At 37.1% G+C, this 14,426-nt stretch carries 12 protein-coding genes and 1 pseudogene; 10 read left to right on the forward strand and 3 right to left on the reverse strand.

Features of this window, described 5'->3' with window-relative positions:
- Positions 1 to 33: 33 nt before the first annotated feature.
- Complete coding sequence (locus ACXAGJ_RS14825; RefSeq protein ID WP_474840935.1) at positions 34 to 1,287, reverse strand: outer membrane beta-barrel protein; 1,254 nt, start codon at positions 1,285 to 1,287, stop codon at positions 34 to 36.
- A gap of 403 nt (positions 1,288 to 1,690) precedes the next feature.
- Between ACXAGJ_RS14825 and serS the strand changes: the two genes are divergently transcribed.
- From serS to mgtE, 5 genes are all read left to right on the forward strand, one after another.
- The gene (gene serS / locus ACXAGJ_RS14830; protein WP_474840936.1) at positions 1,691 to 2,962 is read left to right on the forward strand and encodes a serine--tRNA ligase; all 1,272 of its coding nucleotides are present in this window, start codon (positions 1,691 to 1,693) and stop codon (positions 2,960 to 2,962) included.
- A gap of 57 nt (positions 2,963 to 3,019) precedes the next feature.
- A complete protein-coding gene (locus tag ACXAGJ_RS14835) occupies positions 3,020 to 4,807 on the forward strand; it encodes a tetratricopeptide repeat protein (protein WP_474840937.1) in 1,788 nt (595 codons plus the stop codon).
- A gap of 64 nt (positions 4,808 to 4,871) precedes the next feature.
- Positions 4,872 to 5,186, forward strand: a complete 315-nt coding sequence (locus tag ACXAGJ_RS14840) for a DUF4286 family protein (RefSeq protein WP_474840938.1) — start codon at positions 4,872 to 4,874, stop codon at positions 5,184 to 5,186.
- A complete protein-coding gene (gene rsmA / locus ACXAGJ_RS14845; protein ID WP_474840939.1) occupies positions 5,179 to 6,042 on the forward strand; it encodes a 16S rRNA (adenine(1518)-N(6)/adenine(1519)-N(6))-dimethyltransferase RsmA in 864 nt (287 codons plus the stop codon). Before ACXAGJ_RS14840 ends, rsmA begins: the two co-directional genes overlap by 8 nt.
- Before the next feature lie 131 nt (positions 6,043 to 6,173).
- Positions 6,174 to 7,523, forward strand: a complete 1,350-nt coding sequence (gene mgtE, locus ACXAGJ_RS14850; RefSeq protein ID WP_474840940.1) for a magnesium transporter — start codon at positions 6,174 to 6,176, stop codon at positions 7,521 to 7,523.
- A 113-nt stretch (positions 7,524 to 7,636) separates the two neighbouring features.
- On the opposite strand, the gene ACXAGJ_RS14855 is transcribed toward mgtE, so the two are convergent.
- Entirely contained in the window at positions 7,637 to 7,828 is a 192-nt protein-coding gene (locus ACXAGJ_RS14855) for a hypothetical protein (RefSeq protein WP_073321705.1), read from the reverse strand.
- A 154-nt stretch (positions 7,829 to 7,982) separates the two neighbouring features.
- Here ACXAGJ_RS14855 and ACXAGJ_RS14860 point away from each other — a divergent pair, with 154 nt between their 5' ends.
- The 5 genes and pseudogenes from ACXAGJ_RS14860 to ACXAGJ_RS14880 all read left to right on the forward strand — a co-directional run bounded on the left by ACXAGJ_RS14860 (position 7,983) and on the right by ACXAGJ_RS14880 (position 13,739).
- Positions 7,983 to 8,387, forward strand: a complete 405-nt coding sequence (locus tag ACXAGJ_RS14860; protein ID WP_474840941.1) for an acyl-CoA thioesterase — start codon at positions 7,983 to 7,985, stop codon at positions 8,385 to 8,387.
- A 5-nt stretch (positions 8,388 to 8,392) separates the two neighbouring features.
- The gene (locus ACXAGJ_RS14865; protein WP_474840942.1) at positions 8,393 to 8,758 is read left to right on the forward strand and encodes a cupin domain-containing protein; all 366 of its coding nucleotides are present in this window, start codon (positions 8,393 to 8,395) and stop codon (positions 8,756 to 8,758) included.
- A 125-nt stretch (positions 8,759 to 8,883) separates the two neighbouring features.
- The gene (locus tag ACXAGJ_RS14870) at positions 8,884 to 10,992 is read left to right on the forward strand and encodes a M48 family metallopeptidase (RefSeq protein WP_474840943.1); all 2,109 of its coding nucleotides are present in this window, start codon (positions 8,884 to 8,886) and stop codon (positions 10,990 to 10,992) included.
- A gap of 104 nt (positions 10,993 to 11,096) precedes the next feature.
- The gene (locus ACXAGJ_RS14875) at positions 11,097 to 12,185 is read left to right on the forward strand and encodes a Gfo/Idh/MocA family protein (protein WP_474840944.1); all 1,089 of its coding nucleotides are present in this window, start codon (positions 11,097 to 11,099) and stop codon (positions 12,183 to 12,185) included.
- Between the two features lie 99 nt (positions 12,186 to 12,284).
- Positions 12,285 to 13,739: pseudogene (locus ACXAGJ_RS14880) on the forward strand (SLC13 family permease).
- A gap of 72 nt (positions 13,740 to 13,811) precedes the next feature.
- Here the strand turns inward: ACXAGJ_RS14880 and ACXAGJ_RS14885 are convergent.
- Positions 13,812 to 14,342, reverse strand: coding sequence for a tetratricopeptide repeat protein (locus ACXAGJ_RS14885; RefSeq protein WP_474840945.1), 531 nt, complete (start codon positions 14,340 to 14,342; stop codon positions 13,812 to 13,814).
- Between the last annotated feature and the right edge of the window lie 84 nt (positions 14,343 to 14,426).

Here is a 14,426-nt window from a genome sequence, read left to right on the forward strand (position 1 = left end):
TCACCACATTCTTAATTATAGTATTAAATAAAACTAGAATATCGTATATCCAAAAACCAAGGAAAACGTATTGTAACTCGAAGACAATCCAGAAAAAGGTCCTAATAATTCTCTACCAAATCCATATCTAGCTTCTACACTATATGTATTCCGAAAATTATATCCAAACCCTACAAAGAAGTTACTTCCTGTCTCTCCTCCATCAATCTCTAAATCCATTCCTCTATCATCTTCAAAATCGATGATGGAATCAATACTGGCATCAAAAATTACCAAGCCCCCATCAACAAATAATTTTGAAGTATCATTCAGAAAAAAGTAATGTCTTACTCCCAAGGGAAATTCGATCGACGTATAATCTGCAGTCACATTGGTTTCGATAGTAAGTAATGAAGATTGAAAATAGGTAATGAACTTTTCTGCCTTATACGATTGAAAAGTTGGTTCTAAAAACAAAGACCACTTATTGTTATTGAATGGTAAAACGTATTCTACCTCTGCCCCAATTCTGAAGCTCGTATTACCTCCAAAATCAATATCCCTAAGATTGTTTCTACTATTATCTACCGATAAGGATGAAAAGTTAACTCCAGGACGAATTGTAATATGAAACGCATCTTTTTGAGTAGTATTCCTCTTTAGAACAAAATTTGGATCAACACACGAATTATACTTTACAAAATATTTGATCAAACTATTAGTGCGGTACTCTGCATTTTCTGCATCCTTCAAACTTAAATCACCGCATTTCAAATCACTCCATATTTGCTGCTTGTAATGATTATTTTTGACGACGGCGGGTATGGTTCGGTTTTGGTATCGTTGTTCTGACTTATATTTTTTATAGATCAATGGTTGAATTTCACCCTCATTTACTTGATAAAAAAATCGTCTTAAATTTCCATCCTCATATCTATATAAACTTGCCTTTCCTTCTACAAGTTGTTTCAGAAACACCGTTTCTTCTTTAAAGTTTGGGTTTTTATCTTCAGTTAACTTTTCAATACTTTCTGAAGAACGATCCATTTTTACTGTAGCCTTTATATATTTTGAAATCCCATTAATCACAAACTCTTTAACTCTTGTGATGCTTTCAGTTTGTTCCTCCCCTTCTACAGTTTGTTTGTAAATAAATTCTTTTGGATTATCCTTCCAATCAATATTTTTTATCAGACATTCGGTTTTCTCTCCACCCATGGTGACAAAGTATCCTTTTTCAAAATTCACCTGTCCATACCCATGACACCCTAAAATGATGATTAAAACAACTATTAACTTTTTTCCCATTTACAATTTTAATTTTGAGATTATTAAATACCTATAGCGGTTTTTCGTATTTCAAAAAGAAAAGACCTTGTCACCATTGGGTCAACCATTCTTATTGAATATACTTACACCTTACATTTTTCATTATGTGTACTAGTTCTGCAAAAGGTTACCCTATTATTTTTCTTTCTTCGAGAAGTATCTATGGACAAACCTAACGCACATATCTTTTCATTGTGCAAAAGAAATACTCTTCAGTTTCAAAATCTGATACTGACTATTTATTCTAGAAATGATCTTAAATATTCTTGACAGTGTGGTTCCTAAATAAAATATGTTTATTTCATATCTGTTTAACCCAGTCTTTTATTTAAATTTGCTCCTTCATTAATTTAATTCGTAGAATCTCCTAAAGTAGGATATCATGTTAGTAGTACAACAAATCATCGCAAACAAAGATCATTACGTAAGCGCTTTGACCAAGCGTAATTTTGATGCTGCTCCGGTTTTAGAAAAAATCATTGCGCTTGATGAAGAGCGTAGAGCAACACAGGCAAAATTAGATAACACCTTAGCAGATTCGAATAAGTTCTCCAAAGAGATTGGAATGTTGTTCAAAAATGGAGAGCAGCAAAAAGCGAATTTATTAAAAGAAAAAACTGCACAACTTAAGGAAGCTTCAAAAGAACTTTCGACTACACTTACCGAAATTCAATCTCAACTTTCTGAGCTTTTGTATACGGTTCCTAATGTGCCTCATGACTCTGTGCCTAACGGACAAAGTGACGAGGATAATGAAGAGGTTTTCAAAGAAGGTGATATTCCCAAACTGGAAGATGGAGCTTTACCTCACTGGGAACTAGCCAAAAAATACGACATCATCGATTTTGAACTTGGTGTTAAGATAACCGGAGCTGGTTTTCCTGTTTATAAAGGAAAAGGTGCCCGATTACAGCGTGCATTGATCAGCTATTTCCTAGATAAAAATACAGAAGCCGGATATAAAGAATATCAAGTACCTCATTTGGTGAATGAAGCTTCTGGATATGGTACCGGACAATTACCGGATAAAGAAGGGCAAATGTATCATGTGACAGGAGATGACCTTTATCTTATCCCGACTGCAGAGGTACCAGTGACCAATATGTTCAGAGGAGATCTACTAAAAGAAAGTGATCTTCCGATCTGCTGTACAGGGTACACTCCTTGTTTCAGAAGAGAAGCTGGATCTTATGGAGCTCATGTACGTGGATTGAATCGATTGCATCAATTTGACAAGGTAGAAATTGTAAGAATTGAAAAACCTGAAAATTCTTATGCAGCACTAGATGGCATGGTAGATCATGTAAAAAATATCCTTAGAGAATTAAAGCTACCCTATCGTATCCTACGCTTGTGTGGTGGAGATATAGGATTTACTTCTGCACTAACTTATGATTTTGAAGTGTTCTCTACTGCTCAGGATCGCTGGTTGGAAATCAGTTCGGTATCTAACTTTGAATCATACCAAGCCAATCGATTAAAATTACGTTTTAAGGATAACGACGGAAAAAAACAATTGGCGCATACCCTTAACGGTAGCTCATTGGCATTACCAAGGGTGTTGGCTGGAATTTTAGAAAATTATCAAACCCCAAAAGGAATTAAGATTCCTGAGGTACTTGTACCTTATTGCGGTTTTGAATACATAGATTAAGCTATCTATAACATACTGCTAAAGCGCATTTTGCTATATTTACAAAAAAACTGCAAAATGCGCTTTCTCTTTTTCTGTTTAGTCCTATGCATATCGCTATCTGCTTCTGCTCAGTCGGAGCAGTTGGCTAAGAACTATATGCAACAAGGGCAATATGAAAAAGCCTTGAGTGTCTACCAAAAACTGTTTGACAGATATCCTAATCGGATCAATTACTTATTAGGGTTAGTAGAATCCCACCAACAGTTAGAACAATTCGAACAGGCAGAAACTATTTTAAAAAAGCGTATTGACCAAAATCCAAACAATGCGCAACTATTGGTAGAGTTAGGGCATCATTATGACTTACAAGGAAAATCAGACCAAGCCCGTATCTATTACAACAAAGCAATTGCTGCTTATGACAATACGAATCTCAATCATGCCTATTCTTTGGCGCAAACCTTCGAGAAATATAACCTCTTGGATGAAGCTGCCTTGATTTATGAAAAAGGGATGCAAGATAATCCTAGAGCGAATTATAATGTGCAGCTGGCCAAAATCTATGGAGAACAAGGGAAGCTCGAAAAAATGTTTTCTAGCTACCTCTCTCTTTTACAATCTCAGCCTAACTATATCAATATCGTACAGCGCAATTTTAGTGATTATATTGTTGCAGACCCTACCAACGAAGCCAATATCATTTTTAAAAAGTTGCTCATCAAAAAATTACAACAAAACCCTGACATTTTGTACAACGAAATGTTAAGCTGGTTATTTGTACAGCAAAAGGAGTTTAAAAAAGCTTTTATTCATGAAAAAGCAATATACAAGCGTAAAGAAGAAGGTCCTCAGGGAATAATTGATTTAGCACGTATTGCAATTTCTGAGAAAGATTTAAAATCGGCAACCGAAATTTTGAATTACATTCTGGAGACTTCGGCTTCTAAGGATATGAAACTCACCGCGCATAAGATTATCCTTAAAGCCAAGATAGATAACAGTAAAAAGAAAGAGTACAAATCCATAGTTGAACAGTACAATAAAGTTTTTGAAGAGTATGGAAAATCCAGAGAGACTATTGGTTTGCAAGTGGATTATGCACATTTTCTGGCATTCAATCAAGATAAAAAACAAGAGGCCATTGCTTTCTTAAAAGATCTGATTAAAAGAGAGCGTTTATCGAGGTTTCAATCTTCCAGAATCAAAATGAAAATTGCAGACATTTTGGTGCTCGATCAAAAGTTTAATCAGGCTCTCATCTATTATACACAGGTACAAAATGCCTTAAAGAATAATTTCCTGGCTCAGGATGCACGTTTCAAAGTTGCCAAAACGAGTTATTATAAAGGGGATTTTTCTTGGGCACAAACCCAATTGGATGTACTTAAATCTTCGACTTCTCAGCTGATTGCTAACGATGCGATGGAATTGAGTCTTATCATTAGCGACAATTCTCAAGAAGACTCTACACAAACGGCTCTTAAGATTTTTGCCAGAGGAGATTTGCTAGCGTTTCAGAACAAAAACGAAGAAGCCATTGCAAAATATCAGGAAATACTTACCAATCATAAGGGGGAAAAGATAGAAGATGAAGCTTTTTTAAGACAAGCCAAGTTGTTTGAAAAACAAGAGCAATTTGAAAATGCCAAGATAAATTACCTGAAAATTATTGAGTTTTATCCCGAAGACATATTGGTTGACGATGCGTATTATTGGTTAGCAGAACTATATACCAATCAATTAGGTGAACCCGAAAAAGCCAAAGAGCTGTATGAAAAGATCATCTTCAATCATGCAGACAGTATTTATTTTGTACAGGCTCGCAAAAAATACCGAGCGCTTCGTGGTGATGCAATAAATTGATCTCACCAGTAGGCAATACTCCTTAGTTTACTACCTTTGTTGCCACAATAAAGATATCTTACTGATGTACATATATAATGTTACCATAAATATTGATGAAACCGTTCATAACGAATGGGTGGACTGGATGAAAAATGAGCATATCCCTGATATGTTGGCTACAGGAAAATTTACCAAAGCCTTAATGACCAAAGTTTTGGTACAGGAAGAAATGGGAGGAATTACCTATTCTGTTCAATATACCACCAATAGCAAAGAGACCTTACAACAATATTATAGTGAAGATGCCGATCGACTGCGAGCAGAATCTCACCGATTTGCAGGGAAATTTGTTGCTTTTAGAACCGAACTGGAAATTGTGAGCGAACGAAATGGCTAAACACAAAAAAAACCATCATTCCGATTCCTCTTTTTCAAAATCCAATGAAACAGGCACCGTACGTGCCAAAAAGCATCTGGGTCAACATTTTCTAAAAGATGAAAATATTGCCAGAAAAATTGGAGATACCCTGACCTGTTCGGGATACGACCATGTGATCGAAATCGGTCCCGGTATGGGGGTACTTACCAAATACATTCTTGAAAAAGAATTGCATGTAGTTGCTATGGATCTCGATACCGAATCTATTGCATATCTCAACACTCATTTTCGTTTGGAACATGCAAAGGCGATGCAAAAAAGCCGTTCTTTTGAAGTCGTAGAAGCTGATTTTTTGAAATTTAACCTCACTACACTTTTTGAAAATAAACCCTTTGCCATTACAGGTAACTTTCCTTATAACATTTCTTCTCAAATCGTATTCAAGACCTTGGAATATCGTCATCAAATCCCTGAATTTACCGGGATGTTTCAAAAAGAAGTTGCACGACGTATTTGTGAAAAAGAAGGTAGTAAGACCTATGGGATTTTATCGGTATTGGTTCAAGCTTTTTATGATGCTGAATATTTGTTTACCGTGCCTCCCGGTGTATTTAATCCTCCTCCAAAGGTAGATAGTGGTGTACTGCGATTAATTCGAAAAAAAGACTACACCCTCCCTTGTGATGAAAAACTATTTTTTAAAGTAGTGAAAACAGCATTTGGACAACGTAGGAAAACCCTAAGAAACAGTCTTAAAACTCTTCAGCTTCATGAAGAAATCAAAGCGCTGGATATTTTCAACAAGCGACCCGAGCAATTGTCTGTAGCTCAATTTATTGAGTTAACTTCTCAAATTGAAAATCAAGATACATAAGGATAACGATTGATTTAAAAAAATATCGATTGTAAAATAAGTCCATCTCATTTAACACAGCCATAAAGCTCAATTAAATTCTTTGGTTATCTTTGTGAGCGTTTGCGTAAAAGTCCGCAAACCATTGTAATATGGCGTTTCAGATTTCCAATGAGCTTATAACAGAAGTGCAACACCTCATCCAGAATGCAGGTGATAAAAAGTTGCGCGCAATGCTCAATGAAATTCACTTCGCGGATATCGCAGAAATTATTGGAGAACTCAACCTTACAGAGGCCACCTATATCATCAAATTACTGGATAGCGAAAAAACCTCGGAAGCCCTTATGGAACTCGAAGAAGACTTCCGTGAGCGTATTCTAGAAAACCTTTCTGCCAAAGAGATTGCCGAGGAGCTTGAAGAGATGGATACCGATGATGCTGCCGATGTAGTTGCTGAACTTCCCGATGAGCTTGCCGAAGAGGTAATCGCTGAAATTGAAGATGAAAAGCACGCCGAGGATATCAAAGAGCTTCTCAGCTATGGTGAAGATACTGCTGGAGGGTTAATGGCCAAAGAGTTGGTTCGGGTAAAAGAAACATGGACCATTGCAGGCTGTGTTCGTGAGATGAGAAGGCAGGCCAAAAATGTTACACGTGTACATTCGATCTATGTAGTTGACAAAGAAGATAGACTGAAAGGAAGACTGTCTTTAAAAGATCTGCTTACCGCTCCCACCAAAGCTCATATCGGTGATGTTTATATTGCAAAGGTAGATTTTGTAGATGTCGATACCGAAGGAGAAGAAGTGGCTAGAGTTATGCAAAAGTATGATTTGGAGGCTATTCCTGTTGTGGATCATGATGGCGTTCTAGTAGGTAGGGTTACTATTGATGATATCGTAGATTTTATCAAAGATGAGGCAGAAAAAGATTATCAACTTGCCGCGGGTATATCGCAAGATGTAGAAGCAGATGATAGCGTACTGGAACTTACTCGCGCTAGACTACCTTGGTTGATTCTAGGACTATTTGGAGGTTTGGGAAGTGTTTTTATTATGGAAGGCTTTGAAGATGCCCTCGCCAAATACAAAGAACTATTTTTCTTTACTCCTCTAATTGCAGCAATGGCAGGTAATGTGGGGGTACAATCTTCGGCTATTATCGTTCAAGGTCTTGCCAATGATGTTGTAAAAGGAAGTCTATTTAACCGATTGGTAAAAGAAATAAGTTTAAGCCTTATAAGCGGTGTTACCCTTGGTATATTGGTTATCTTATTTGGTTTGATTATTGGGATGGAGATGGATTTTAGTTTGACCATTGCCATATCCATGCTTTGTGTGATTATTGTTGCTGCCTTAATAGGAACTTTTGTTCCAATCATTCTGGATAAACGAGGAATCGATCCTGCCATAGCCACTGGTCCTTTTATTACCACCAGTAATGATATTTTTGGGATCTTTTTGTTCTTCTATATCGCTAAATTAATGCTGCAGTTTTAGTAGGGTTTCTATCGCCATTTTGAGCATTATCAAAACGTAAAAACCAGCAATACGATTCGACGCTGCTCAAAATGACTTAAAGTAATTATTTCACAAAACAAGTTTAAAGAGTACTAAAAGGTCTCTTCACAGGTATACACATCCGGACAAGCCAGGTACCAGCTGCAATAAGCAGGCCCTGTCACTGATCCGCTGCAAGAACACCCACATAGTGATAAATCAACTCCTGCCTGACCTTTAATCTTACTTTGACTTTCTCGCGATAGCGTAGCTACCCCGGGAATGTTTAAAAGGTTTGTTTTCATATAATATATTTGTTATGGTTAATGCTCCTAAAATTAGAACATATTTTATAGGAAAGACATTATTTTAACCTTTTTAAGTTATTGTTTAGATTAACACGTTTTATCGTACAAAGTTGCTATAGGTTTTTATAGTACATTTGACAAAATATACTTTATGACCTCAGAAGTTTTCGAGTACGATTTTAAGGTTCCTGCATCTGCTATTGATGATATCAATCATGTAAATAATGTAGTCTACCTACAATGGATCCAAGACGTTGCCAAAAAGCATTGGGAATCCAAAATCGATGATCACATAAGAAACACCTACGTTTGGGTAGTACTCAATCATTTTATAGAATATCACAACCCTGCATTCCTAGGAGATACCATCACCATACGAACCTGGATAGATAGCCATCGAGGTGTGAAAAGTGAGCGGCATACCAAAGTTATCAATACAACCACCCAGAAAGTGTTAGTATCTGCGAAAACTGTATGGTGCTTGTTGCATAAAGAAACGTTAAGACCCACCCGGATCACGGATGAAATAAGTACCTTGTTTTTTCAAAATTCTTAATGTCTATGGAAGCGATTAATATTAAAGACAAATTATCCAAATTTGACAAGCAGTGGCATCCTCATCGTATTGCCATGGTGGATGATAATCAAGTATATCTGGCAAAATTATCTGGAGATTTTGTATGGCACAAACACGATGATGAAGATGAACTTTTTCAGGTGATAAAAGGAACACTATACATGAAATTCAGAGACAAAACTGTGACGGTAGAAACTGGAGAGCTTATTGTAGTTCCCAAAGGTGTAGAACACTGCCCTTGTACCAAAGATGGTGAAGAGGTACATGTTCTTTTATTCGAAAAAGCCTCTACCAAGCATACTGGCGAAATTAAAAGTGACCGTACTGTAGATACGTATATCGAAATTTAAGATCTAAAAAACCAGGTACTTTCCTCATCTAATTTATATTAGGGGTAACATCTCAGATTATTGTGACACTTACAATAAATGTTACAAAACATTGTACGAAATCACTAACTAAAAATGATTGATCAATGGCTGATTTTTACCCTTTAAGTCCGGAGTTAGACCGAAAAAACTTTACTAAGATTACTACCAACTACAAAAAGAACGTATTTGTAGTATTGGTGGGGATTGTTCTATTTTTTGCATTATATGCTACCGCGGTTGCCGGGTCTGTTTATCTTTTTTATCTCGCCCTTACGTACGACATGGGCCACATCAATAAACTTACCATCTTACTAAAAGCGGGGACCGTTGGGATGAGTGGTATGTTTGTGTTGTTTATGATTAAGTTCATATTTAAAAAACAACGCTTAGATAATAATCCACTCAACATTGAAATTACTGAAAAAGAACATCCAAAGCTTTTCCAATTCATTAGAACATTAAGTGAGGAAACCAAAGCACCGTTTCCCAAGAAAATATTTGTAAACCACGAAATCAATGCAGCTGTATTTTATAACAGTACCATATTGAGTTTATTTATCCCTACCCGGAAAAACTTATTGATTGGTCTTGGATTGGTAAACGGTCTTAATCTTACTGAATTCAAAGCCGTACTCGCTCATGAATTCGGGCATTTTTCGCAAAGCAGTATGCGTTTGGGAAGTTATGTGTATATGACCAATCGCATTATTTATGATATGGTAAATGAGCGTGACTATTGGGATCGAACTCTGGACTCCATGAAAAACTCAGATATTCGAATTGCCATTTTTGCCTGGTTACTGATGCCCGCCGTTTGGACTACCAGACAAGTCATGGTTTTGATTTATAAAGGAATCAATCTGCTTCAGTCGTCATTATCTAGACAAATGGAATATCATGCTGATCTGGTTGCTGTAAGTGTTACGGGTAGTAATGCTATTGTAAACGGTTTATACAAACTGGATGCTACTACACAAGCGTTGAATTTTGCTTCAGAACACGTGTTTTCCGCAATTCAGGATAAAAAATACACCTCTAATCTGTTTTACCATCAGACTTCTGCCTACGAATACCTGAAGAAAAACAAAAAAGAGTTTAAGGATAACCTTCTGGAAAACTGTAATCACGAAAGAGTGTTTCTGGAGGACGACGACGCACATCTTCCTAATATGTACGCCTCTCACCCTTCGGGATATAAGAGGGAAGACAACGCCAAGAAGAATTTTGTTGAGGGTATAGAAGATATCCGATCGCCTTGGATATTATTTGATGACAAAGAAGCGTTGTGTGAAAAGGTGACCAAGAACCTGATTACCGTTAATTTTAATTTACCCAAGGATACCCCTTTTGCTTCAGCAACAGAAATTCAGGAATTTATAGAATCCGAAATTGAAGAAACACAATTTGATCCTAAATATCTTGGGAATTACGATAATCGATTCTTTTCAGAATTCCCTCTAGAGAATCTGGAACGTATGCTTAGCGAGCATCAAATTACCACTTCGAACAGCATTAATGTTCTCGAGGATTTATATGGAAATCGACTACAGCAAAAAATGGATCGCGAAAAGGAAGTCGATGATGAGTTTCGCTTGTTGACCAAAGTATTAAGCAAACAAACCAAAGAGAAACAGTTTAATTTCCGAGGGACACAATATGCCAACAAAGAAGCCGAAAAAGTTTACAAAGATCTGGTAGAAGAGGTAAATAAGGATACCTGGTATCAAGACTTTGATGAAAAAGTTTTTGCTGCCATTTATGCCATTAGCGATGCTACAGAAAAAGATGAATTGATCTTACGTTATCGATTCCAATTCGATTTCCAGAAATATCATCGTGCATTTATTGGTATTCAGAATGAGTTTCATACAAAGATTGATGAAATCAACGCTATCGGTAGTTTAGACGAAAATCAGGCAAAAGTTTTTGCAGGTCAGTTCAACACCTTGCATAACCAATTGATTCACATACTTAATGAAGTAGATGTTTTACGATTGCCATCCATGAATAATACTAAACATATTTCTTCATTAAAAGAACACTTGCTGGCAGAAAATGTAGCATTCATATCGAGTGCCACCTTAGACGGACAAAAATTAAATCAGATCCTACAACAACTTGATAGCATTATTTCAAAATCAAGAAGGCTGTATTTTAAAAGTCTAGGAAACATCTTAAAACTTCAGGAAAAAATCAGCACTAAGGCAGTATAACATTCATAAAGTCCGTCAGAGTAATCCCTTCGATTTAACAAATCAGCAACACAATTGTATGCTGATATCTAGTACCTTACATACATCACAAAAAACCAATAGATATGTTAGTCAATCGAAGGGATTTTATTCGAAATACCGGCCTTGCACTTGGGTATAGCTTATTACCGTATGGCAACATCTTTTCAAACGGTTCTCAAAAACAAATCGGTGTTTGTTTGGTAGGTTTAGGAAATTATAGTTCTACAGTACTTGCTCCAGCTTTGCAGCTTACCAAACATTGTAAGCTTACAGGTATTGTAACGGGTAGCCCCTGGAAAATCCCTAAGTGGCAGGAGCGGTATAAAATTCCGGATCAAAATGTATACAACTACGATACCATGCATCAAATCGCCAACAATCCCGATATTGATGTGATTTATATTGTAGTCCCTACCGGTTTGCACGCCAAATATGCGATTAGAGCTGCCAATACTGGGAAACATGTGTGGTGCGAAAAACCCATGGCCAAAACCGAAGCCGAATGCCAATCGATAATCGATGCCTGCCAAAAGAATAAAGTACAACTCACTATCGGATATCGTATGCAGCACGAACCCAATACCCGTACGGTGATGGATTGGGCAACAACAAAACCTTTCGGGAAAATTAAAACGCTAAGAGCCGAAATAGGATATAATGTCTCAAATCCTGCAAGAAGCTGGCGTTTAAACGCAGAGTTAGGTGGCGGTACGATGTACGACCTTGGGGTTTATGCGCTCAACGCTTCTCGGTATGTGACGGGAGAAGAACCCATATCTGTTTCCGCCCAACAAATGACCACCCGACCCGAAATTTTCACCGAAACCGACGAGACCACTCATTTCACTTTAGAATTTCCTTCGGGTGCCATCGCTCATGGTAAAACCAGTGTTGGAAAATCAATGCATGAACTTTATGTAGATTGCGAAAAGGGGTGGTACACTCTGGCTCCATTCTCTATGTATGCTGGTGTGCAAGGAAAGGCAAGCAATGGCACTTTATTAAATATCCCTATCAGAAATCAACAGGCTAAACAAATGGATGATGATGCTTTATCCATCATCAATAACACTCCGGTAATGGTTCCAGGAGAAGAAGGCATGAAAGATGTTAGAATCGTTGAAGCGATCTACAAATCAGCAAAATTACAAGGAAAAATACTAGCTCTCTAGGCCGAGGAATATCTAAAAGAGGTTTCGGCTTTCGTAAAAAATGCAGTAAATTCACCAAATCCGTTTTTTGAAAAAAAGGATGTTATTAATACGTACTGCATGAAAACAAAGACTATCGGACTTATTGCAGGTCCTGTGCTATTCTTGTTTATTTTGTTTTTTTTAAGTCCAGAAGGACTATCCAAAGAAGGATTGGCTACCCTTGCCATTGCAACCTGGATTGCAGTTTGGTGGATTACCGAAGCTATTCCTATTGCTGTAACAGCTTTACTTCCCTTTGTACTTTTTCCATTAACGGGAGTAATGCCTATCAAAGGTGTATCTGGAGCTTTCGCTAATCCAATGATTTTTCTTTTTCTGGGAGGTTTTATCCTGGCTTCGGCTATCGAAAAAACCAACCTTCATAAACGGATTGCTCTTACCATTATTTATCGTATCGGAAGTAATTGGAATCAGGTAATTCTTGGGTTTATGATCGCAACAGCTTTTTTGAGCATGTGGATTTCGAACACCGCTACTGCAGTGATGATGCTCCCCATAGGACTTGCTGTAGTTTCTCAAATTCAGGCCGAAGAAACGATCAAAAACACCATGGGTAGATCTTTGATGCTTGCTATGGCGTATGGATGTTCTATTGGTGGTATTGCTACCATTATTGGGACACCTACTAATGTTATTTTTGTGGGTATTGCGGAAGAGCTTTATGGCGAAACAATTTCTTTTGCGCAATGGATGATGCTGGGGCTGCCCTTCTCTGTTTTGATGCTCATCATAGGATGGTTGTATTTAACCAAAAAAGTGTTCCCTATTACTGTGGAAGGAATCCCAGGAGGTAAAACAGCAATCAAAAACCAACTGGATGATTTAGGTAAGATATCTTATGAAGAAAAAGCAGTGCTATTCGTTTTTGGTACTGTTGCCATATGTTGAATGACTAGTTCTTTTTTACTGAAACATATTATACCTGGTATTAGTGATACCTTGATTGCCATAGCAGGATCAATTGTTCTATTTGTAATCCCTTCTCAGAAAAGACAAAAATTAGGAATCATTAATTGGAAAACGGCAGAAAACATTCCATGGGGAATTTTATTGCTATTTGGAGGTGGATTGGCCCTGGCCGAAGGTTTTAAAGTTTCTGGACTTGCTGAATGGATAGGAAATCAATTGGCATTGTTTAAAATGTTTCCTTCTCTACTGCTTATTCTTGCCATTGTTATGGTGGTTAATTTTTTAACTGAAATTACATCAAATGTAGCAACCGCTGCAATGCTAATGCCCGTTATGGCTGCTTTGGCCTTATCTATAGATGTGCATCCTTACTTTTTGATGATTGGTGCAACTATTGCTGCTTCTTGTGCTTTTATGCTTCCTGTGGCCACACCTCCTAATGCCGTGGTTTTTGGTTCTGGTTTATTGACCATTCCTAAAATGATGAAAGTAGGACTTTGGATGAATATCGTTTCTATTCTCATCACTACGATCTTGATCTATTTTGTGTTGCCTTTGATTTGGGATATAGCGCTTACTCCTTTTCCTGAGGTTTTTAAATAAGAATAGAAATACCCACTCTATGAAGAGTGGGCATAAACACGTTACGGCCCCTTACCTCCGTAATCGTTTGCTCTACCGATAGGATACTCCCATCATATTATATCCTGCGGCAATACCATGGATATCCTGGATGGACTCTTTTACTGCAATTGATTTTTTATAAAATGTGATGGCTTTATCATGATCCTTTTGATGTCGATAAACCATCCCCATATTATGATATACGTCAGAAACATGCCAGTCGTCGTTTTGACGCTCGTAGATTTGTTTTGCCTTTAGATAATATTGTAATGCTTCAGGGAATTTGGCTTCTCTTCGCTGTATGACACCTTTTACCACATAGGCCTTTGCCAACAACTGCTGATACATACTATCCTTTCTATTTGCTATTAACTGTACCGCTTCATTTACAATGTCTTTTGCATTACTAAAATCCTGATCATACTGAAATTCTGCCAAAGCCAACAAAGCGACTATACTATCCCTTCTTGTAGAAGCTGATTTGATCGCATCTTTTAGCTCTATCACAGTATTATCTGATTCTTGAGCGACCAGTGCTATAGAAAACAACAAAAAAATGAGAAGGGGTATGTAGGGTTTCATAGTTACAAACTTACCCATTTAATTTATAACTTATTTTCAGAAGAAATCGAATTAAAAATGAAAACCACCCAATAAATTAGGTGG

This window comes from Aquimarina sp. AWH4_224 (genome assembly GCF_056160245.1).